Source organism: Sporanaerobacter sp. PP17-6a (assembly GCF_900095615.1).
Lineage (GTDB): Bacteria > Bacillota > Clostridia > Tissierellales > Acidilutibacteraceae > Acidilutibacter > Acidilutibacter cellobiosedens.
This window is the reverse complement of sequence record NZ_FMIF01000039.1, coordinates 1-20,622: the sequence shown is the minus strand read 5'-3', so window position 1 is coordinate 20,622 and position 20,622 is coordinate 1. Positions and strand designations below refer to the sequence as shown.

Genomic DNA, 20,622 nt, shown 5'->3' with positions numbered 1-20,622 from the left:
CAAGAGAATCACAAGTAAAAATAATAAAAATTTATGCAATAGAATCTGCATCGGAATCCATACTTTGTTCCTTCAAGAATCTGTAATAATATCCCTTCTTTTCTACCAATTCCTCAAAGTTCCCTTTTTCCACTGCTTTCCCTTTATGTATTACATATATGATATCTGCATCTTTTATTGAGGATAATCTATGGGCTATTTCTATGACTGTCTTCTCTTTTAAGAATTCTTTCATGTTTTCGGATATTTTCTTTTGGGATATGCTGTCTAAGGCTGAGGTGGCTTCGTCAAATATTATTATCTTTGAATTGTTCAATATGGCTCTGACTATGGCTATTCTCTGTTTCTGTCCTCCTGACAGTTTTACTCCTCTTTCTCCTACTATTGTGTCAAATCCTTGGGGAAGATTTGAGATGAAGTTATAGATCCCCGCTTTTCTGCATAAATCTTCTACATAGCTCTTATCTTTATTTTTTTCTAAGGTTAAATTATTCATTATTGTATCGTCGAATAATAAAAGATCTTGGGTTACTATTGAGATCTCTTTTCTTATACTTTTCAGGTTGTATTCTTTTAATGGTATTCCGTCTATTGTTATGTTTCCTTCGTCCGCATCCCAAAGTCTGTACAGAAGTTTGATTATTGTTGTTTTTCCGCAGCCGCTTGATCCTACTAATGCTGTCGCTTTTCCATTTTCAAATTTTAGGTTTATCTTGTCCAAGATTTTATTGTCTTTGTTATAGGAAAAGCTGACTTCGTTGAATGAGATGTTTCCTTTGAAGTCTTCGGTGCATCTTTTCCCTTTATTGTCTTGTTTTATGGTTATTGGTTCGTCTGTTATATTAAATACTCGGTTTATTGATACTGAAGATCTCTGTATTTTGGTGTTTGCGTTTATTATTTCCATGCAGGGCCCTATGAACATTCCTACATATTGCTGAAATGCAATGAGTTCACCGAAGGTCATTTCTTTGTTTATTATTTTGTATCCTCCGTATCCGTAGATTAATATTGTTATTAAGCTGCTTAAAAGTCTTCCCCAGGAGGAATTGCATGAAATGATAACGTCAAGTTTTACGAATTTCTTTATGATGTTTTTTTCTTTGTTTATATAGTTTTTAAAAAATTTAAAGATCGATTTTGTTATTACTACGTTCATTATGTTCGATATGTATTCTTCTATTATGTTTGATATGTTTCCTGCTTTGTTTCTTATTTCACTTATTCTTTCCGATATGATCTTATTGAATTTGAATTGGCTGAACATCAGAATGAATTGAAGTAATACAACTAAAATCAGCAGGCTTGATTCCATTTTTATTAGAAAGAATAAAGCCATGACGGCTGTGAAAATGTCTATTATTAATGAGAATAATACGTCAACTCCGAAACTTTCTATGGTGTATATGTCGTTTTCTATGGTGCTGAGTATATTCCCGGTTTTTATGTTTGTAAAATAATTCCCCGATAGTTTTGATATATGTTTTAGGATATTCATCTTCAAATTGATTGAGATTTTCTTCTGCATCTTGGAGTACATATACTGCAGTATTATATTAAGCATGGCTGTTATGAGGCTTATTAAACCGTATAATACTGCAAGTTTTATCAGTAATTTAATATTGCTCCCCTGTATGGCATCGTCGAGGATTCTCTTTATCAGCTGAGGCTGAAAAAGGCCCAATACTGATATGGAGAGCATTATGATAAAGTATATAAGCATAATGCCTTTACTGTTTTTTAACAATATTTTTAAAAACCTTTTTATGTTTTTCCTTTTGTTCATTTTTTCATCTCCATCATTATTTATGTTAATGGAAATTATATATTATCTTTTTGATATGATAAGGTCTTTGCTACAAGATCCGTTAGGGTTTCTATTGATACGAAATCATATCTTGATATATTGGGATAATCAAATTTAATATTAAATTTTCCTTCCAGTTTCTTTAATACTTCAAAGCAGTTATCATATGTTAATCCGATTTTCCTGCTGAAAAGGCCGTATTCGTATATACCATCGGATTTATCTAATTTTAGTGCTTCTTTTACGGCATCCGCTGTCTTTAAAAGAATGGGACTGTTTTTGTCATATAAATTTTTCTTAAAGTCGGGGTACCTTTTGCTTGCTTCCAAATCCTTTTCTGTCCAGTTTTTTCTGCGAGCCATCCTTTCGAGTTTGTCATTTAATGATTCAAATGTCATTTCCGGTTCTTCCGATAACATACGGGCAATCTTTCCCGTAAGTTTTCCTGCTGCCTGACTGTTGCATTTTCCGAACAGAGCATAAGAATTTCCTGGTTTGCAGTTCATATACGGGTTATTGTCCATGATGCACTGGATATCTTTATCTTTGCTGTACCAGAAAGAGTTTTCATCTTCCAATATAAAACCCTTAACACCTATAACATTATCAAATGAAGCAGGATAACTTTTTTCAAATCCGTTTGCAAGGGAACATACAATTATCTTGCCTTTTTCTTTCAGCTTCCCGCATATTCCGTACAGATCTTCCACTTCTTCATTTTCTATAACCGACAAGCTCAAATTTATAAGCCTGAAATTCTTATCCAAGAAATACTTTAAGGCTTCTTCTAATATCTGTATGTTTGTCCTTCCCTTTTCATCAAGGACTTTCACCGCAAATATTTCCACATCCTTGAATTCTCTCTTTATAACGGAGGCACAGGAAGTCCCGTGGCCGTTCTCGTCTTCATAATTATCATCCGCCGTTATATATTCATCATCACAGCTAAAAGACATTCCTCCTATTATATTATCTTTCAGATATTCGTGATTTTTATCAACTCCCGTATCCATCAGTACTGCCTTTACTTTATTTTTCATATGTATCACCTTTCAATCAAATAAAGTAACTATGATATCCGCCATATTTTAGGCATTAATGTTTTTTTCATAAAATTACAATTATAATCAAATGCATTTCTATTATCTAATAATGTATATACCTTGGCCGGACACACATCACAAAATATGTTTATCTTACAATTTTTACAACAGGAAACATTCCTGATTTCTATCCTATCAAAATTAGAAAATGCAGGAAAGTTTCTTTTCAATATTCTTTTTATGACATCATCATTTAAATCAAAAACATGACATATCTTAAATTCTTCATGCTGCAGCAAAGGACACAAATATATATTACCGTCATAATTTACAAACAGTTGGGAACTGCCGGCCCAACAATAATTGGTCCGAAATGTGCTCATGTCATCAAAGTCGCTCATCTTATAATAATGCATTGCAAAATCATCCGATAAATATTTATGATAAGTATGTGCTCCTCTGCCTAACCTGCTGAAATTTCTGACGGTTGCTCTGGTCCCCAGTTTTTTGTTTAACTCTAAAAATGGCCCAACCCAATCCTCGTTAAATTTCCCTGCTACCATTGATAAACTTATATATTTCATTCCATTTTTTTCAGTAACTTAACGTTGTTAATAACTTTGGTAAATATCCCTTTTCCCCTTATTTGGCTGCAGCTTTTTTCATCATATCCGTCTAAACTTATTTCGGCGGCATAAACATTTTCCGCCAATTTTTTGATATCTTTTTCTTTAATCAAAGTTGCATTAGTACATAAAATTACCTTTCCCGAATACACTTCTTTGATATATTCCAAAATATCATAAAAATCTTCCCTTATTAAAGGCTCCCCTCCCGAAATCACAAGGTTCAGCGGATTTAACTTTAAAACATTATCAATTGCCATTTTCACGTCGCCGGTAGATAATATATCGGTTTTCCCCGTGCTATTACCGGAATCTACACAACAATACTCACATTTTAAATTGCATCTGTTTGTTATTGAAAATACCACCTTTTGAACAGATTTTATTTCAAATCTGCTGTTCTTGCCGGTCATCAGCAAACCAATACCATCAATACTCTTTATCAATCTGTTAAAATAATTTTGATCATCTTTATCTTCAAAAACGTCCGTAACTCTATTTATAGGAATTGAAGTCTCCACGGAATATTTTATGGCTTCATAACATTCTGCCGGAATTTTAAGCCATCTGCCAGTTAGTCTGTTACTCAATATAACTTCATTACCTTTTGATATTACATCACAGATCTCATCCGCAAAATATTTATCTTTCATTTCTATCCCCCATTGGCAGTTAATCAAATATTATAACTGCATCACTTTTTTCTTTCTGCATTATCTCTCTTGCTTAAAATTTTTCCGTCTCTCATGGTTATACATATATCCGTCGTAAATGCCACCTCTTCATTGTGAGTTACCATAACTATTGTTTCTCCCAACTTTTCTACGCAGATTCTAAAAAATTTTATTACTTCCTCCGCTGTTTTGCTGTCCAGATTCCCTGTAGGTTCATCTGCAAATATTACATCCGGCTTATTTGACAGTGCCCTTGCTATTGCCACTCTCTGCTGCTGTCCTCCCGAAAGCTCGTTTGGAAATCTTTTTATTTTATCTTTCAATCCCAAAATGTCTATTATCTCAGATATATAATCTTTATCTATGCTTTTATTATCCAAAGATACGGGAAGGGTTATATTATCATATATATCTATAACAGGTATCAGATTAAAACTCTGAAATACAAATCCGAAATTACGCCTTCTCAGTACGGAAAGCCTATTGTCGGACAGATCAAATATGTTTTCTCCGTTTAAAAGCACTTTACCCGACGTAGGCGTGTCCAATCCCGCCATACAGTGAAGCAGTGTACTCTTTCCCGAACCGCTCGGGCCTATTACGGAAATAAACCTCCCCTTTTCAACGGAAATGGAAACATCCTTTAGAGCCTCTACTTTATTTTCCTCTCTTCCGTATATTTTTGTAAGCTTATCGGTTTTTAATATATCCATCATTTTCACCTCATCAAATTTATATTATTCAGTCACATTCAAACCATCCACTATATTAAACTTTCCCACTTTCCTTGCGGATATATACGCTGATAATATGCATATGCCTATTACTATTCCGCTGTATAATAGTATTGGGATTATGGGAAATTTGAATTGAGGCATATTGATAACTCCAAAACCATTTTTGTAATCTCTGCTCACTCTCTCATAGCCTTCATAAACCCTGTAAATTCCCAAAAAAGCTGCTATTATACTGCCAAATATCCCATATACAACCGCTTCTTTTATTATCATGCTTTTGAGTTGTTTAACTGTCATTCCAATAGCTCTCATTATTGAAAATTCATTTATCCTTATTAACACGTTATTTTTTATAGTATTATATACATTCATTCCCGCTATAAATAAGATAAGGATTACTATTACCATATGTGATTTTAATACTTCTGTTCTTGACTCTTCACTTTCTTCTATATAGCTTAATTTACTCTCTACATATGGAAACAGCTTATTCTGCAAAACTTTGTTTATTTCATTATATACATGGATATCCTTTCTCTCCTCTGATTGTACGCTGACTTGATCATACATGTTTTTTCCAGATACAGACATCAGATATTCTTGAGGAAGAATCACTTCCATATATCTCCCTCTCGTACTGTCTCCCTTAAAAACCCATTCGGATTTCAGAAGGGCAGCTACTCTTACTTTACACTTTTTATATTTAAAACTGTTATTTTCAATATTGGGAATTTGTATCGTTATTATATCTCCTATTTTTAAGTTCTTCCTGACCTTCTCCAAACTATGATTCTTTAATATATCATAATAATAGTTAAACACTACAGCATTGGGATATTCACTTAAGGAATTGTTTAAAGAGGATACATCTCCCTTCTCAACATATTTCTGAAATCCTTTAAGCCGCTTTTCGTCATATCCTTTCACTTCTATAGGAGTACTTACATCTTTTCCGGTAATACCGTTGTACTTTACGAAATCATCATGCAGGTCCTTTATATCCGATTCCAAAAATCCTTCTAAAGTAACCTTTGTGCCCACATTTTTCACTCCGTCTATATCGGATATCCTTTTTACATCTTCCTTTGTATATCCCACAAAATCAGAATCCGTATTCCCGGCAAAAGATAATTTAAAATCATTTGCCTGCATATTTGACATCTGAATAGAAGTCGCATTATCAAGCTCTGCATTATTAACAATTGCAATATCGTACACAAATAAATATCCTGCCATGGCCACCGATACCACTATTATCAGAGTTCTCCACTTATTCCTCCATACATTTTCATAGGCCACTTCCCCTGTCAGTCCAAACAATTTCTTTCCCACTCTGTGGTGCCATCCGTTCTGATGGTTTTTCTTTGATCTATCCATTTTCCTTACAGCTTCTATAGGCGATACTCTCCCGGACATCCATATCGGAATCATACTTGATACCGCAACTGTTATTATCCCTACCTCTATTGCCTTCCATATACTGTTTGAGCTTATATATATCGATGATTCGGATACATCCAGCAGAGTTGACATAAAACTGTATAATTTAATTCCGAAGTATGAAAATACGGTCCCCAGTAAAAATCCCGAAATAATTCCTACTATTAAAATAAACAAACTCTGAAATCCTATTATCAACCTTGTATGTTTCTTCGATGCTCCTATAACTCTGAGCATGCCTATTTGTTTTATCATGTCTATCAAAGAAATGTTGAACATGTTATATATGAGCAAAACTGCGGTAATGACCAACAGTATATTTAATTTGTCTCTAAAACTGCTTGTATTCTGAGAAGCAAGATCATTGAGAGCAGATATAAGCTGGCTGTTTACTTCATAATCCAGTCTTCCGATACCGTACCTTTCTCTTATCTGATTCAATTCTCCCGACAGATTTGAATTCGATTTCAGTTTGACTATTTCATCATATGTTATCAGATTATTCGGAATCAAATTTTCTTCATCTTCTTTAAAATAGGTGAAACCTTTTAACGAATAAATTCCGTCATAATACTGTTTGGGTTTATCCAATATACCTACTAATTTAAATTTTCTTCTCTCTATATGTACCTGCTTCATTCCCTTTCCGTCTGTATACTGTTTTTTTATTTTGAAATCTATTGTTTTCCCGAGTTCTTCTTTTAATCCCATCTTGTCAAGAGCCTGAGCTTCCAATACCAACTCACCCTGAGAGTCGGGAAGACGCCCTTTTACAAGTTTATATCCGTTCATCCCTATATAATCCTTATCCGAAGAATTCAATATCATTGAAAGTCCGTTATCGGCAACAATATTACCAAAATCAGCGGCTGCTGCAGATTGAGCCACATCTTTATCATTTTTGATTTGTCCCAGTTTATCTTTACTCAAATTAGTAAAGATACCTTGGTATGTACCGTACATCTTATAAATATTTGCAAGCTGATTTCTGCTTTGGCTTTCGGATATAACATTAAAACCAAACACAAGCATAACTGCCAGAGCAACACCCAATATCAGAGCAGCGGTTCTCCCCTTCTGCTTTTTTAAATAAGATAATGCCAAATGTATGTATACCTTCATCTTATCATCTCCTTACAAAATATTGTATCAGATAAACCTTACAAAACCATTACGGTCTTCTTGACAGTTTTGTAAGGTTAATTAAAAAAACGAGTTTATTTTCTTCCAATTTATACATTTTAGGTAATGCGTTCCATAAATTATAGAAAATAATTTATCAAGGCAGACTAATTATAACTTTATCTACAGCCTACCTTGATAAAATTAGTACAGGCTAATAAAACTTAATCTAAATCATATTTTATTTAATACAAGTCTGAGCCATATGGAGCTGAGTGATCATAGCAGTCAACTAAACAATCATATTTTCCTTTTTTCCCTTCATCTTCCCAATAATATCTACATGGATCATTTTGCCCTGCTACATCTTTAACTTCTATTTTATTCTCTATCTTCTTGATCTTTAGCATTTTTTATCCCCCTTTCATGATTATAGTTTTATAAAATCCCATTATTATAAATATTTTTTGGATTTTACATCTATATTCAAGCAGGATTTCTTCCATCTTTGTTGAATTTATATTTGGTTCCTTAATATAAGTTTCAGCATTAACAGAAATACCCTGTATGAATATTCCGGTATATTTTCTGATTTTGCTGTTTAACTGTGCTCAGGCCGGCAACCGATATCAATTATTATGCCGGCTTGTTGCATTTATCAAGAAACATTAAGCAACTTTTTCATAATATCGACCCTTATATTTTCCACGGCACATACTATGCCGGGAGGGGTTGTATAATCTCCTGTTATCAATTTGTTCAGGATTTTACACCTTACTCCTTCGCAGTATTCATATCTTGTACATCCGGCGCAGCATTTATTTTCCTTTTGATATATTTCAATCAGTTTGCATATTCTTTCTTTCAACAGATTTCCGTCATTTACATTCCCTATAACAAAATCTTTGTTTCCGGCACTGAAAGTACAAGGATAAATACTGCCGTCGGAATCTATTGTGTAGTTGGCAACACCTCCGAAACAATCTCCCTTTTTTCTGCTGAATAAATCTGCTGCCGTCAGTGAAATCTCCTGATGTGGGTTTTTTTTCTTTATATTTGATACTTTAAGTATTTGCTTTTTCAATATCTCTATATTTTCTTCATTCCATCTTTCATCATAAAGATCCGCTACGGAAACTATATATCTGAATCCCATATCGACCAGTGATTTAACCCCTTCATACAATTCCCCCACATTTTGAGAGTCAAAAGTCATTCTTCCTCTTACATTTATACCTTTAGCTAAAAGCCTCTCGGCATTAAATACCGCTTTTTCATAAGAACCTGTTCCATCGTAAAAAGTCCGGTTTAAGTCATGGGCCTTTCTTGTCCCGTCTATACTGACGGATATATTGTTTATATGATTTTTTATATAATCAACCATTTCGTCCGTCATTATTGTTCCGTTAGTTGTCATATTAAAGATAACCTCGTTGTGGATTTCTTTCAAGATACAAGATGATATATATTTTATCAGTTCAAAATTCAGTAAAGGTTCTCCTCCGTGAAACGTTATATTTATCAGCCCTGAGCTGCCTGATTCTTTAATTCTGTCTGCTATAAATTCAACTGTCTTATCTGCCGTTTCCTTTGTCATATCCCTGTTTGACTTCTTGTTCCCTTCATAGCAATATCTGCATTTTAAGTTACATTTGGATGTTGCAAATAAGGTAAAATCCATTAAATCACCCCTTCATCCCAGACAATTCCGTTTAAAACGGGTTTCATCATACTACACCATCTTTTAAAATCTTCCTCATCTTCTTTTGCGATATCCAAAACTGCCGGGCAGTTCCAGCAAAATATATTTACATCGCATTTACTGCATTTTTCAAAATTGAAGGGATATAAGCCTTGAAATCTTTTATAAGCATCAATTTTATCCAAATTTTTGTCTTTTATATTCAATACCGTTTCTCTCTCAAATATACTTCCTATTTTATATTTTTCTTTTATTAAGGATGGACACGGATATATGCTTCCATCATCATCTATATATATTTGTGATTTAAAGCACTGCACGAGCATGAGCTTATCTTCTTACTTCTTTTTCCCTCGTCATAATACAACTTATGAAGCATTTTAGGAATTGAAATAGGTAAATTGGTATTTACAGAACAGTATTCCAACACGTTCTCCTTTCCCCTTCCTTCCGGAACAAAATATCTTTCCAACGCTCTCGTATTCAAAGATTTATTTAATTCTCTGAATTGTTTACTGAGGTTCATATTTTTGTCACCGAATACCATGGATAACCCTATATTGTAAAATCCTTTTTTCTGCAAACATTTTACCGAATTTATTACTCTTCCAAATATACCTTTTCCCCTTGTGGCACTACATGTTTCTTCATCTATCCCGTCTAAGCTTATTTCGACTCTATCAAATTTCTCAACAATTAAATCAATATTTTTATCATCAATCAATGTTCCATTTGTCGATAATACTAAACATATGTTTTTTATTTTTTCTTTCATATAATTTACTATTTCTGAAAAATCGTCTCTTATTAGAGGTTCTCCTCCTGTCAGTACCACTGTTTTCGGATTCAAAGGTTCAATTATATCCGTTATATTTTTAATTTGTTCAGTACTCAAAGTATCCGATCTATTGATATCACAACTTGCACAACAGTGCTTGCATTTAAGATTACACCTTTTGGTAATGCAAAAATGTATATTTTCTCCCATGAAATTTACCTTTTTTTCAAGACTTCCTTTCCTCTTGGAAGTAAATACACCCATCTGTGTTAAACAATAAATGACTTGTTTTATATACTTTCTGTCTTCTTCATCTTGAAAACAATCTATAAATTCTTCAAAGGTAATTTTTTCTTCGGAAGCATTTTTGAAAAAGTTATATACTTCTTCCGATACAATAAAGTGTTTCCCCAACACTTTATTGTATATTACAACTAAATTATTTTTTTCGTAAATTATTAAATTTTCTTTGTTTATCTCCATATTATCTTGCAGACTTACCATAACATTACCCCTTAATTAAAAATTATTAATGTGTTATTATCTATTCTCAAATCAAATATTTGAACTTGTCCATTTCCTTAATTTAAAAATATCACCTTAAAATTACCATGTCAATAGATTTACGTAAACAACACCTCAAACAACATCTCGAACAGCATTTTTTTGTAATAATAAGGAAATCAATATGGTCTGCAAATCTTTTCCTTTAGATTTTTCTTGTATTTTCTTCCTATAGGGATAATCGAATCCGTACATTCAAGACTAATAACATTGCCTTCCGGCTCGATTCTTTTTATATAATTAAGGTTTACTGCATAGCTTTTATGGCACTGTACAAAATTTGATGTCAGTTTATTTAAAATATTATGCAGCGTATAAGTATGCAGTACTATTTTCTTTTTTACGGTTGTAATCACCAATTTTTTGTTCTGAATCTCAATATAGACTATGTCATTCTGATTTATATGATACGAACAACCTCTATCTACCAAATCAAGATATTCGTTCTTCCCATTCTTTTTTATTTTGTTGCATATTATTTCATATAGCGGTTTCTTTAATCTTTCATCTGTGAAAGGCTTGACTATATAATCATAACAGTGTATTTCTTCAAAAGCCGTTATTTTATCTTCATCCTTTAAGGATTCAGCAATAAATATAATGGGAGTCAGCTTGTACTTAGCCATATCTCTTATTTTTTTTGCAATTTCAAAACCGGAAGTACCCTTGAATTTCGTATCAAGGCAGAAGATATCATAATCATCCAATATTGCATATTTTAATACATCAGCGAAATTGTATATTATATCGATTTTTAATTTATTATCTACGGATTTTGAAATAAACTCCAACCTTTCAGCAACAATTGGTTCCTCCTCTGCAATTAATAACTTAATCATTTAGATTCCCCCTGAGTTATTAAATATTTTAGTTTCCCCAATCAAAAAATCCGAAGGTTTTAAGGTAAATATATTAACTCCATCGTTATTAATATTATAACACCCAAAAGTTACAAAATAATTACAAATAATATCATTATATTTATAATTTTGTAATTTTTTAAAATTCCCATTCCTCTAAACTAAATCGCGTATCTACCCCCATAAAAAATTAAATGTTTTAATATTTGGTTAATTTTACTTTATTATATCAGCCTGTCCCTTAATATGCCGACCAATTTATATGTCTTTTCTTCATTTCCGTCTCTCACGGTTATACATATATCCGTCGTAAATGCCACTTCTTCATTGTGAGTTACCATAACTCTGGAATTATATTTTCTTCATCTTCTTTAAAATAGGTGAAACCTTACCCTTACAGTTTTCTTGACAGTTTTGTAAGGTTCAATAGCAATCAATTAATCAGAAAATTTTAACCGTGTTCTTCCATCGTGTTTATCATTTCTTTAAATCCTCTGTTGTTATACATAAACATGAGTATATCAGCATCGCTTTCTTTTATTATATCTTCAACACTCATATTCAATTTTTCAATATACCTCGGATCCACAAGCTGAACTTCAGAAAACACATCTGCAAACATTAATGAGGTGGGAGGCTGATAGCTGTCTATAAATATAATAATTTTTTTATCTGACAAAGCATCTTTATTTCTTATCTTTAGAATAGAACATGCGCTGCTGAACATGTATGCACCGCCATATATTATTTCCTTCCTGTTTCTATGGGTAGCAACAAAATCTTCTTCTCTCTTTTTAATCTCTTTAACCCCGTCAAATGTAAAGAATTCATAATGAGGTTTGTTTTTTAAATAAACATAAGGTATTGATTCTTTTTCTTTTACCAAATTCCCGATATTCTTGTTGTAGCTTCCCAAAAATCTTCCTTTATCATATGTTGTTGTAACGTATTTGTCCCAAGAAGGATTGACTCCAGGCATGTCCATCTTTTCTATAATATATTTAAATCCCTCAAATGCACCTATTCCATTCCAATGATGATCGGTTTTAAAATACAATTTTTCTCTTTCCTTTTCTGTAAATTTACTTAAAAAATATTCGTCTATATTTATAATTTTAATTTTTGTCGCATCAAAATATTTCTCCACATTCTTTTCATTTTTTAATGTGTTATCCAATCCATCAGTATGCTTAGGATATAAATAGGACAGCACACTGTCTTTATGAGGAGTAGACACATAGTATACCTTTTTCCCGGTTTTTATACCTATCTCAGTTAAACTGTTTATCTCCTTTGCCATATCCTTTAATTCCGAATCCGGAATTATTTTAGAAGGAGACGGCATAATCCAATTATCTTCAAGCAAATAATAATAACTGTTGATCTTACTGTTCCCTATAGCAATTTTCATTCTGCTGTATATTTTAGATAACTCTTCTCTAAACACAAACTGATCGGAAAAATAACTTTCAAATTTATCCCCATATGTCCCGTCCTTCAGATCTTCTATGGTAGGTTTTTGCTGTAATGTCCTATTCTCCTGAGTACTAATCGTTTTATCCCCGACAATTATATTGATAAAAAATATACCTAAAATTATTATTATAAAAGGAATGGCTATCCACTTGGCCTTATTGTTGCTCATTATACTCATCCCTTTTTCACATTATTTTTTTGATATTTAAATCCCTATCTAAAAGTTAAAATACAAAAATGGCTTATAAGTGGAATTTACTAATAATATTATAACGATAAACAATATGGAAGATAAAAATACGGAATGTAAACAATATCCGAAGTTATTCTCAAGCAAATTTTTATTCTTTCTTTTCATGAAACCTTTCATCTTTGGTATTATATTAGTTGAAAATAAAATCGCTAAAATAATTAAATATCCCGAATTATCTATATACGTCAAAAACGAATTATCATACAGCAGACTGTCATTAATACCCATTATAACTTTTATAAAATTTTTTGCCTGAATTATACTTTCGGATCTAAAAAATATCCATCCTATCATAACCCAAAATAACAAATATACATGTCTGAATACTTCAGGCAATTTATGCAACCATCTTCCCATAAACAATTTTTCAAAAATTATAAGTACTCCATAATACAATCCCCATACAATAAAAGTCCAATCAGCTCCATGCCATATGCCCGTCAGAAGCCATACTATAAACAAATTTCTGCACTGTTTTTTTAAGCCTGATCTGTTTCCTCCCAATGGTATATATACATAATCCCTAAACCAATTTCCCAAGGATATATGCCATCTTCTCCAAAATTCCGATATTGATTGAGAAATATAAGGATAATTAAAATTTTCCGGGAAATCAAATCCAAACATCTTTCCAAGCCCTATTGCCATATCACTGTATCCGCTGAAATCATAATATATTTGAAGGGTATAACACAAAACTCCAAGCCAGCCACCCATAACTGATAAATCCGATATCTGAGAGTTAAAAGCGGCATCTGCAACAACGCCAAGTTGTTCAGAAAATATAACTTTCTTTCCCAGTCCGATTATAAATCTTTCTACCCCTAAGGCAAATTTATTCAATGAATGTTTTCTATTTCTTATTTGTTTACCTACCCTTCGGTATTGTACTATCGGACCAACTATGAGTTTAGGAAATAAACTTATATATAATGCCAAATCAAAAATATTTTTTTGTATTTCTGAGTCATTCCTATAAACATCAATCAGGTAACTCATTATTTGAAATGTAAAAAATGATATTCCCAATGGTAACGGTATATATGGAAGATGCCAGTTAGTATTAACTGCTGAGTTTATAATTCTCACAAGGAAATTTGTATATTTAAATGCAATCAGGATTCCCAGATTAAATATGAGTGAAAATATAAACCATAATTTTTTCGTTTTAGTGTCTCTTGAGACCTTAATGCTGAAAATATAATTTACGGATATCGATATGACCATCAGAAAAATATATTTCGGCTCTCCCCAAGCATAAAAAAACAAATTGCACGCCAGCAATATGTAATTTTTTATTTTATCATTTGAAATATAATAAAGAATCAAGACTATCGGCAAAAATACAAATAAAAATACCAAACTGCTGAATACCATCGTACATCCATATCAATTTTCCGTTATAAAATTGATATATCCTCCTTTCGTACTTAACTTTTCCATTCTCGGCAATATTATATCAAAAGAATCCTATTTAATCTTTACAGTTTTGTAAGGTTGATACAAATACCACCGAAAACATCGGAAATCAACACAAAAATCATTGATAGTAAAATTTTATTATGATAAAATTTTAGTGTTGTAGTATATTTGGGGTATAAGAAGAAAAACAAAATATTTTTTAGGAGAAGATACTAATGAAAAATATCAAGATAAGAATTGCTACATTTATGGCTATTTTATTAATCATTATCTGTACGGGATTAGGTATCCAGTCTTATAATACTTCATCTAAGGCTTTAATTGAAAATACAAAAGATACAATGCCTCAACTTGCATTGGAGGCTTCAAAAGTAATCGAATATGGAATATCCAAAGAATTGAGTTCTTTGGATATAATATCGTCGAATACAAAAATATCCTATGTTGAGAAAAGCCCTGAGGATATATCCGAAATTATAAATATGATGGACAAGGAGGTTAAAAGATCCGGATATTTAAAAATGGCAATAGTAGATAAATCCGGAAATGCCATATACAATAACGGTCAAAAGTCCAATTTAAAAGGCGAAGAATATTTCAAAAATGCTATGTCGGGTGAAAAAACTGTAACAGATCCCATCAAGGACAAAGGGAGCGATTCCATCGTTATGGTATATGCTGTGCCCATAAAAAATAACGGAAATACAATAGGTGCATTAATTGCTTTCAGAGATGGATATGAGTTATGCGATTTGGCAAAAGAAACAAAATTAGGAAAAACAGGAAGTGCTTTTGTAATCAACAAGGAAGGAAAAACTATTGCCCATTCGGACCAAAGTATAATATCAAAAATAGTTGACGCAAGCTCCAGTGCAACAGTAACTCAAGACAAAGCAGATGTCAGCTCGTCAGCAACTGTCAAAGAAAACGAAACCGACGCAGGCTCATCGGCTACCATCTCCGGCAATATTACAAAAACAGCTGAGGGATTTGAAAATTTCAGCAACCTTCAGACTTTAATGTCGGAAGGGAAAACCGGATTTGGAGAATATAAATTTAACGGAACTCCAAAGCTTATCGGATACGCTCCGGTAAAGGAAAGAGTATGGTCTGTTGCTGTAGAGATGGATAAAAAAGAAGTACTTTCCGGACTTACAGAATTGAAAACAAAATTTATAATTATTTCCACAATATCCTCCCTTATAGGAATACTTGTATCATATATCATAGCTGTCGGAATAGACAAACCTATTAAATTTTTAACCGGAGAATGTGACAAAATGGCAAATGGAGATTTTACACTGATTTTAAATGATAAATATACAAAGAGGAAAGATGAAATCGGCAATTTAGCAAAAAGTTTCAACCAAATAAACATAAGCGTATCGGAAATAATAAGAAATGTTATGTCTGAGGCCAACAACGTAAACAGCTTTGTTAACACTTCCACTCATTCGATTTCTCAGCTCAATACCATGATTGAGGAACTGTCTTCTATCACGGAAGAAATCTCGTCAGGTATGGGAAGAACTGCAACTTCCACTGTAGAAATGAAAAACTCTTCGGCAGATATTAAAAAATCCGTAGAATCAATCACTGTAAAAGCACAAGAAGGCGCTTTGTCTGCCAAGGAAATCAGTGAAAAGGCTTTAAAATTAAAAAATAATTTTCTATTATCTCAAAACAGCTTGTCTAAAATATTGGATGAAACAAAAAAGAATCTTGAAGAAGCATTAAAGAGGGCTGAATCCGTTGATGAAATAAACAAACTGTCATCAGCGATACTTCATGTGACTTCCCAAACCAATATGTTAGCCCTTAATGCAAACATAGAGGCGTCAAGAGCCGGAGATGCCGGAAAGGGATTTATGGTAGTAGCTGGAGAAATAAGAAAGTTAGCGGAATACTCAAAACAGACTGCAACCGAAATACAGGGTATTACCAAGGACGTAATAGATTCCGTTGGTAACCTTTCCGTAAATTCCAATAATATGCTTGAATTTATAGCTTCCGATATCAACAACGACTACAATTTAATACTGAAGACGATGGAACAGTACATAAGCGATACGGCTCTTACAAATAACCTCATAAATGATTTCAACAAAAACTCCAGGGAAATATTCAATTCCATGGAAGGTATGCTTAAAGAAATTGAAGGAATATCATCGGCAACATCCGAGGGTGCGGAAGGAACCGAAAGTATCGCGGAAAAATTAAACAGGGTACTTGAAAAGGCCGATGAAGTTAAAATGCAAGTAAAATATTCAAAAAATAGTATTGACACATTGGTGAATATTGTATCAAGATTTAAAGTCTAATAGAATATTTACGGATAAATTGAACGGCAATGAGGAATGAATATTTTATTCCTCATCGCTGAAATCCAAATATTAATTTAATTTTTAGGAGGAATATTTTGAAATATAATGATGTTATCGAGGGAATATTTTTAAATCGTCCCAACAGATTTATTGCTGAAGTACTAATTGATAATAATGTAGAAAGAGTCCATGTGAAAAATACAGGAAGATGTAAAGAAATCCTCGTCTACGGAACAAAAGTATATCTTGAAAAGTCAAATAACGCTAACAGAAAAACTAAATTTTCGATTATATCGGCTTTTAAAGAAAATACTCTCATAAACATCGACTCCCAAGCCCCCAATAAAGTAGTATATGAAGCTATAAAGAGCGGAAAAATAGACGAATTTAAAGATATAACTTATATTCGAAGGGAAGTCGTCTTTGACAAATCAAGATTTGATTTATATTATGAAAGAGGAAAGAAAAAAGGATTTATTGAAATAAAGGGAGTGACTCTCGAAAAAGATAAATTGGCGCTGTTTCCCGATGCTCCTACGGAAAGAGGAGCAAAACACGTTGAAGAAATGATAAAAGCAAAAAAAGAGGGCCTTGAAGGCTTTATCTTCTTTTTAATACAAATGGAAAATATATCTATCTTTACACCAAATTATCTGATGGATAAAAAGTTCGGAGAAAATGTAAAAAGAGCTAAAAGCTGCGGAGTAAACATCATTGGGTATAATTCCATAGTAACAAAGAATGAAATTAAAATAGGAAAAAAGATTAAAATATTAGTTTAATCTTATGTTATTACTTATGGTTTCCCATATTTCTTCTTTTTCGTATCCTTTCCTCCAGGAAGCAACTCCCGCTAAATCATACTTGTTTACAAGAGACGTTTTTAATTTAATAGAATTTTCGTCTTCAAGCCATATCTTATAATTTTCTCCTTCTTTATCAACTTCCCCATAAAATTGTCCGCTTTCCTTATCCCAACGTTTAATCATATTATTATCGGCAACAAATTTATCCTGAGCATCCATGGATAATGTTACAGAGCTTAATTTCCCATCGGAATCGGTTTTCCATAATCTTGTATAATAAGGTATTCCAAGTATCAGCTTATTATTAGGTACCTCATTAATTATATTTTTAATACTTTCCTCTACCCATGTATACTGAGCTACCGAACCTGCATTAGGACTTGCCGCCCAATATTGATCATAAGTCATAATTACTATATAATCAACAATCCTTGCCAATTCTACTCTATCATAAAACTTCGACCAGTTTTCACTGGAGGATATCGGTGTTACATCTATGGAAACTACCATATTATGTTCCTTGAATATGGGAGTCAGCTCTCTTACAAATTGGGTAAGAAGCTCTTTATCCCTTAGGTATACATTTTCAAAGTCAATATTTATTCCATCTAACCCATAATTAATATAGATCTCTAAAAGTTTATTTATGAGCTGCTCTCTCGAAGATGTATTCTTGAGAACTTCCCCTGTCACATCCGGATCAAAACTATTGGATACTAATCCCCATACTTTATATCCTAAAGATTGATATTTAGAAACATACTGTTGATTTCCTTTATCTTTAATTGTTCCATCTTTATCTGTTATGGAAAAAAAAGTAGGACAAATAATATCTAACCCGTGAACAGGAAGAATTTTATCAATATTTCCTCCATAGTCCCCTATATAATCCCATGTAATATTGATTTTTTCTGAAACCGCTCCATCAGAAACCTCTTCTCCCTTTTTTTGAGCCAAATCCTTCTTTACATATCTTTTTTCGATAAACCCGACTATTCCCTCTTCGGTTCTTATCTTGTACCATTTATCATATTCTTCGAATATGAGTAATTTACTTCCTTCTTCCACCTTTCCTAAAAGTAAATGTGACTTAATGGAAGGCCCTGTTCTCACAGTTCCATTTACGGTATAAACTTCTCCTATAGGGTATTGTCTGTCTTTAAAATCAATAATCACAGTATTTCTTTCTTTTATATATCTTATATCAGTTTTATAATCCTCCGGAAACAATTCTATAGGAATATATAATATATTATTAACTTTTATAATAGAATTTTTTAGTTGAACTTCTCTTTCGTTTACTGATGCTTTATCTTCATTTATTTTAGCTTTAATTACTTTATTAATAGTAGTTATTACAATTGTCCCTTCATTTTCATCATAAAATATATTTGGATCTATAAACTTCTTTATTGTGTCGTATGATAAAAATATGTTATTATCTTCAATCAATAGGGAATCATCATTATCTGTTATAACGTCATCTTCTATTATAAGTGTAGGTTCATCATAACTATAAGATACTATTTCAGCATTAGGTACATATTTATATAAAAAAAATATTCCCGTAAATATGCATAATGCGAAAATTAAGAAAATTATAAATTTCTTCATTGGACTCCCCCTTATTTTCAACTTCTTAATATTTATTATAGTATATCAAATTTATCATTTTATTGGTTAAAAAATAGTTACAATAATTTATAACTATTTTCCATAAACACTTTGAAAATTAAACTTGCAATTTATAAATATAATAAAATTTAATACATATGTTTACTTTTTACTTGTTTATGGTATAATAGTAATAAGGTAATCGGCGTCGCAATAATGCGATTGCCACCAGATGATTAGATCTTACAAATCACCCTGTGACTGGCAGGGTGATTTATTTTTTTTCCCTTTTTGTTGGCTGTTAAGCCAACAATTAAGGAGATTAGCGATATTACAAACATAGAAAACATAATCATTAAAGATATGGATTCATATGTATTCATACCGCACCACCTCCCTTCTTTAGTGAATGGAGGCAGCGATCACACCATTTCTATTTTTTTAGGTTTCTTCATCAATTTCACATCCTTAAACAAAAAAACAGGTATAGTGATTACCTAAATTTCTTTAAATAATCACTATACCTGCGTATAAGTTTTCTTATATGCAATTCTGCTTAAATCCGCTTATTTACTGTATTTAATGTAGCTATGGGGACTCGAACCCCAAACCTCTTGATTCGTAGTCAAGCACTCTATCCAGTTGAGCTATAGCTACTCCTCTGGAGGCGGCACCCAGATTTGAACTGGGGATAAAGGTTTTGCAGACCTCTGCCTTGCCTCTTGGCTATGCCGCCATATATATCTCCTGGAGCGGGTGAAGGGAATCGGACCCTCGCAACCAGCTTGGAAGGCTGGGGCTCTACCACTGAGCTACACCCGCATAGCTAAAAATAATTTCATGGAGCGGAAGACGAGATTCGAACTCGCGACCCTCGCCTTGGCAAGGCGATGCTCTACCACTGAGCCACTCCCGCGCATATATTATTTTTTTTGTGGTGGAGGGGACTGGATTCGAACCAGTGAAAGCTCAGCTAACGGATTTACAGTCCGTCCCCTTTGGCCAACTCGGGAACCCCTCCTGGAGCTGGTGAGAGGACTTGAACCCCCAACCTACTGATTACAAGTCAGTTGCTCTACCAATTGAGCTACACCAGCAGATTTATTAAATTACTGCTTTCAATTTACACACTGGTTATATCAGCTCATCCACTAAGCGATTCACACCAAATCGAAATACACGATTTGGGTTCTCTGCTTATACCAATTGAGCTACACCAGCAAGTTTATTAAATTTCTGCCTTAAAACTACAATACTGCTTATTTTAACTGTTCCACTAAGCGATTCACTCCAAATCGAAATACACGATTTGGGTTCTCTGCTTATACCAATTGAGCTACACCAGCAGATTTATTATATTCCTGCTTTCGATTC

At 32.7% G+C, this 20,622-nt stretch carries 17 protein-coding genes and 6 tRNA genes; 2 read left to right on the top strand and 21 right to left on the bottom strand.

Annotated elements, in window-relative coordinates; genetic code table 11:
- Window positions 1–31 precede the first annotated feature (31 nt).
- The 13 genes from PP176A_RS14310 to PP176A_RS14260 all read right to left on the bottom strand — a co-directional run bounded on the left by PP176A_RS14310 (window position 32) and on the right by PP176A_RS14260 (window position 14,459).
- Window positions 32–1,786 (bottom strand): ABC transporter ATP-binding protein, encoded by a 1,755-nt coding sequence (locus PP176A_RS14310; RefSeq protein WP_071141151.1) that lies wholly within the window; start codon window positions 1,784–1,786, stop codon window positions 32–34.
- A 35-nt stretch (window positions 1,787–1,821) separates the two neighbouring features.
- Window positions 1,822–2,847 (bottom strand): S8 family peptidase, encoded by a 1,026-nt coding sequence (locus tag PP176A_RS14305; protein ID WP_071141150.1) that lies wholly within the window; start codon window positions 2,845–2,847, stop codon window positions 1,822–1,824.
- Window positions 2,848–2,876: 29 nt separating this feature from the next.
- On the bottom strand, window positions 2,877–3,434 hold the full coding sequence (locus PP176A_RS15950) for an SPASM domain-containing protein (protein WP_083381985.1): 558 nt from the start codon (window positions 3,432–3,434) through the stop codon (window positions 2,877–2,879).
- Window positions 3,431–4,129 carry a radical SAM protein gene (locus PP176A_RS15945; RefSeq protein WP_083381984.1) on the bottom strand — a complete coding sequence of 233 codons (699 nt, stop codon included), beginning with the start codon at window positions 4,127–4,129 and terminating at the stop codon, window positions 3,431–3,433. Before PP176A_RS15945 ends, PP176A_RS15950 begins: the two co-directional genes overlap by 4 nt.
- 41 nt (window positions 4,130–4,170) lie before the next feature.
- Window positions 4,171–4,863 (bottom strand): ABC transporter ATP-binding protein, encoded by a 693-nt coding sequence (locus tag PP176A_RS14295; RefSeq protein ID WP_071141149.1) that lies wholly within the window; start codon window positions 4,861–4,863, stop codon window positions 4,171–4,173.
- Between the two features lie 24 nt (window positions 4,864–4,887).
- Window positions 4,888–7,449, bottom strand: a complete 2,562-nt coding sequence (locus PP176A_RS14290) for an ABC transporter permease (protein WP_071141148.1) — start codon at window positions 7,447–7,449, stop codon at window positions 4,888–4,890.
- Between the two features lie 245 nt (window positions 7,450–7,694).
- Entirely contained in the window at window positions 7,695–7,859 is a 165-nt protein-coding gene (locus PP176A_RS16450; protein WP_200796175.1) for a hypothetical protein, read from the bottom strand.
- A 248-nt stretch (window positions 7,860–8,107) separates the two neighbouring features.
- Window positions 8,108–9,130 (bottom strand): radical SAM/SPASM domain-containing protein, encoded by a 1,023-nt coding sequence (locus tag PP176A_RS14285; protein ID WP_071141147.1) that lies wholly within the window; start codon window positions 9,128–9,130, stop codon window positions 8,108–8,110.
- Window positions 9,130–9,477 (bottom strand): SPASM domain-containing protein, encoded by a 348-nt coding sequence (locus tag PP176A_RS14280; RefSeq protein WP_071141146.1) that lies wholly within the window; start codon window positions 9,475–9,477, stop codon window positions 9,130–9,132. Before PP176A_RS14280 ends, PP176A_RS14285 begins: the two co-directional genes overlap by 1 nt.
- A complete protein-coding gene (locus PP176A_RS14275) occupies window positions 9,441–10,433 on the bottom strand; it encodes a radical SAM protein (RefSeq protein WP_071141145.1) in 993 nt (330 codons plus the stop codon). The genes PP176A_RS14280 and PP176A_RS14275 overlap by 37 nt, the downstream gene beginning before the upstream one ends.
- Before the next feature lie 179 nt (window positions 10,434–10,612).
- Window positions 10,613–11,332 (bottom strand): LytR/AlgR family response regulator transcription factor, encoded by a 720-nt coding sequence (locus tag PP176A_RS14270; RefSeq protein WP_071141144.1) that lies wholly within the window; start codon window positions 11,330–11,332, stop codon window positions 10,613–10,615.
- Between the two features lie 472 nt (window positions 11,333–11,804).
- Window positions 11,805–12,998: a DHHW family protein gene (locus PP176A_RS14265; RefSeq protein WP_071141143.1), complete on the bottom strand. Its 1,194-nt coding sequence runs from the start codon at window positions 12,996–12,998 to the stop codon at window positions 11,805–11,807.
- Window positions 12,999–13,046: 48 nt separating this feature from the next.
- Window positions 13,047–14,459, bottom strand: coding sequence for an MBOAT family O-acyltransferase (locus PP176A_RS14260; RefSeq protein WP_071141142.1), 1,413 nt, complete (start codon window positions 14,457–14,459; stop codon window positions 13,047–13,049).
- Between the two features lie 260 nt (window positions 14,460–14,719).
- Between PP176A_RS14260 and PP176A_RS14255 the strand changes: the two genes are divergently transcribed.
- Both PP176A_RS14255 and sfsA read left to right on the top strand, forming a co-directional pair.
- Window positions 14,720–16,825, top strand: coding sequence for a methyl-accepting chemotaxis protein (locus PP176A_RS14255; protein WP_071141141.1), 2,106 nt, complete (start codon window positions 14,720–14,722; stop codon window positions 16,823–16,825).
- Window positions 16,826–16,923: 98 nt separating this feature from the next.
- Window positions 16,924–17,610, top strand: coding sequence for a DNA/RNA nuclease SfsA (gene sfsA / locus PP176A_RS14250; RefSeq protein WP_071141140.1), 687 nt, complete (start codon window positions 16,924–16,926; stop codon window positions 17,608–17,610).
- Here the strand turns inward: sfsA and PP176A_RS14245 are convergent.
- From PP176A_RS14245 to PP176A_RS14215, 8 genes are all read right to left on the bottom strand, one after another.
- Complete coding sequence (locus tag PP176A_RS14245; RefSeq protein ID WP_071141139.1) at window positions 17,602–19,248, bottom strand: glycosyl hydrolase family 18 protein; 1,647 nt, start codon at window positions 19,246–19,248, stop codon at window positions 17,602–17,604. The two genes, sfsA and PP176A_RS14245, sit on opposite strands and share 9 nt — an antisense overlap.
- Before the next feature lie 236 nt (window positions 19,249–19,484).
- Window positions 19,485–19,631 (bottom strand): putative holin-like toxin, encoded by a 147-nt coding sequence (locus PP176A_RS16090; RefSeq protein ID WP_143037700.1) that lies wholly within the window; start codon window positions 19,629–19,631, stop codon window positions 19,485–19,487.
- Between the two features lie 200 nt (window positions 19,632–19,831).
- A tRNA-Arg gene (locus PP176A_RS14240) sits at window positions 19,832–19,905 on the bottom strand.
- Between the two features lie 5 nt (window positions 19,906–19,910).
- A tRNA-Cys gene (locus PP176A_RS14235) sits at window positions 19,911–19,984 on the bottom strand.
- Between the two features lie 12 nt (window positions 19,985–19,996).
- Window positions 19,997–20,070, bottom strand: a tRNA-Gly gene (locus PP176A_RS14230).
- 19 nt (window positions 20,071–20,089) lie between these two features.
- A tRNA-Gly gene (locus PP176A_RS14225) sits at window positions 20,090–20,164 on the bottom strand.
- Between the two features lie 19 nt (window positions 20,165–20,183).
- Window positions 20,184–20,269 (bottom strand) — tRNA-Tyr (locus PP176A_RS14220).
- Window positions 20,270–20,345: transfer RNA gene (locus PP176A_RS14215), tRNA-Thr, on the bottom strand.
- Window positions 20,346–20,622 lie beyond the last annotated feature (277 nt).

What these genes read in the sequence shown, in the direction of transcription:
- PP176A_RS16090 (WP_143037700.1), bottom strand. Translation starts at nt 19,631, where the DNA reads ATGAATACATATGAATCCATATCTTTAATGATTATGTTTTCTATGTTT.
- PP176A_RS14245 (WP_071141139.1), bottom strand. Translation starts at nt 19,248, where the DNA reads ATGAAGAAATTTATAATTTTCTTAATTTTCGCATTATGCATATTTACG.
- PP176A_RS14285 (WP_071141147.1), bottom strand. Translation starts at nt 9,130, where the DNA reads ATGGATTTTACCTTATTTGCAACATCCAAATGTAACTTAAAATGCAGA.
- PP176A_RS15950 (WP_083381985.1), bottom strand. Translation starts at nt 3,434, where the DNA reads ATGAAATATATAAGTTTATCAATGGTAGCAGGGAAATTTAACGAGGAT.
- PP176A_RS16450 (WP_200796175.1), bottom strand. Translation starts at nt 7,859, where the DNA reads ATGCTAAAGATCAAGAAGATAGAGAATAAAATAGAAGTTAAAGATGTA.
- PP176A_RS14310 (WP_071141151.1), bottom strand. Translation starts at nt 1,786, where the DNA reads ATGAACAAAAGGAAAAACATAAAAAGGTTTTTAAAAATATTGTTAAAA.
- PP176A_RS15945 (WP_083381984.1), bottom strand. Translation starts at nt 4,129, where the DNA reads ATGAAAGATAAATATTTTGCGGATGAGATCTGTGATGTAATATCAAAA.
- PP176A_RS14295 (WP_071141149.1), bottom strand. Translation starts at nt 4,863, where the DNA reads ATGGATATATTAAAAACCGATAAGCTTACAAAAATATACGGAAGAGAG.
- PP176A_RS14255 (WP_071141141.1), top strand. Translation starts at nt 14,720, where the DNA reads ATGAAAAATATCAAGATAAGAATTGCTACATTTATGGCTATTTTATTA.
- PP176A_RS14265 (WP_071141143.1), bottom strand. Translation starts at nt 12,998, where the DNA reads ATGAGCAACAATAAGGCCAAGTGGATAGCCATTCCTTTTATAATAATA.
- PP176A_RS14280 (WP_071141146.1), bottom strand. Translation starts at nt 9,477, where the DNA reads ATGCTCGTGCAGTGCTTTAAATCACAAATATATATAGATGATGATGGA.
- PP176A_RS14270 (WP_071141144.1), bottom strand. Translation starts at nt 11,332, where the DNA reads ATGATTAAGTTATTAATTGCAGAGGAGGAACCAATTGTTGCTGAAAGG.
- PP176A_RS14290 (WP_071141148.1), bottom strand. Translation starts at nt 7,449, where the DNA reads ATGAAGGTATACATACATTTGGCATTATCTTATTTAAAAAAGCAGAAG.
- PP176A_RS14260 (WP_071141142.1), bottom strand. Translation starts at nt 14,459, where the DNA reads ATGGTATTCAGCAGTTTGGTATTTTTATTTGTATTTTTGCCGATAGTC.
- PP176A_RS14275 (WP_071141145.1), bottom strand. Translation starts at nt 10,433, where the DNA reads ATGGTAAGTCTGCAAGATAATATGGAGATAAACAAAGAAAATTTAATA.
- PP176A_RS14305 (WP_071141150.1), bottom strand. Translation starts at nt 2,847, where the DNA reads ATGAAAAATAAAGTAAAGGCAGTACTGATGGATACGGGAGTTGATAAA.